The sequence below is a fragment of the Pararhodobacter sp. SW119 genome (assembly GCF_017811755.1).
Lineage (GTDB): Bacteria > Pseudomonadota > Alphaproteobacteria > Rhodobacterales > Rhodobacteraceae > Pararhodobacter.
This window is the reverse complement of the sequence record NZ_JADDJF010000160.1, coordinates 1-1,013: the sequence shown is the minus strand read 5'-3', so window position 1 is coordinate 1,013 and position 1,013 is coordinate 1. Positions and strand designations below refer to the sequence as shown.

General features: G+C 69.2%; 1 protein-coding gene. It reads right to left on the bottom strand.

Going from position 1 to position 1,013, the window contains the following annotated elements; all coding sequences use genetic code 11:
* Positions 1-99 precede the first annotated feature (99 nt).
* On the bottom strand, positions 100-1,013 hold a 914-nt coding region (locus IM708_RS21030; RefSeq protein WP_209428499.1), incomplete at its 5' end, for an IS110 family transposase.

Genomic DNA, 1,013 nt, shown 5'->3' with positions numbered 1-1,013 from the left:
AACCAGGCTTCCGGAACGCCGGTTCGACCGTCATGCCATCTTTGTTCCCTTCCCGCAGTTCGTGCGCCGCCCGCTCCGGGCCAGCGGTGGCGGCGTTCGTCAGCCCACTGCTGCGCCTTGGCTCGGCTCGAACCCGGTGCCGCTGTGCAGGCTCGCCCACGCGATCCGCGCCAGCTTCGCGGCCAGCGCCACGACCACGACATTGCGATGGGCGCGCGCCAGCAGGCCGCGCAGCCAGTGACCGAGAGGCGTCTCGCTTCTCGCCAGCGACGGCGGTGCTGCCCGCGCGCCGTGGATGAACAGCCTGCGCAGATACTTGTTGCCGCGCTTGGTGATGCCGAGCAGCCTCGGCCTGCCGCCGGTCGTCACCTGTCGCGGCACCAGCCCCAGCCATGCCGCCAGGTCACGGCCGCGCCGGAAGGCGCTGCCGTCCCCGATCGCGGCGGTGAGCGCGGTGGCGGTGAGCACACCAACACCCGGGATCGTGGCGAGCCGTCGTGGCGGTTCATGGGCGCGCACATGCTCCTTGAACTCGGCCTCCAGCGCCGCGATGCGGCGGTCGAGTTCCCGCCACTCGTCGTGCATTTCGACGATCAAGGCCCGAATCCGGTCGCTGACATCGAAGTCCGCGTCAGCGAGCATCGCCTCAAGCGCCTTGTCGAGACGGGATGGCCCCTTCGCCACGACATGGCCGCGCTCCAACAGGATCGCCCGCAGCTGGTTGATCAGCGCCTTGCGCGCATTGACCAGCCGCGAGCGTACCCGGTGCAGCGACTGCAGGTCGAGCTGCGCCTGGCTCTTCAGTTCCACGAAGCGCATGGTCGGCCGTGATGCCGCCTCGGCAATCGCCTCCGCGTCCCGGTCGTCGTTTTTCTGCGCCTTGACGTAGGGCCGGACATATTCCGGCGACATCAGTCGCACCTCGTGTCCCTGCCCATGGAGAATGCGCCCGAGATGGTGCGCGCCGCAGCACGCTTCCATCGCCATCACGCAGCGCGGAAGCCCGGAGGCAA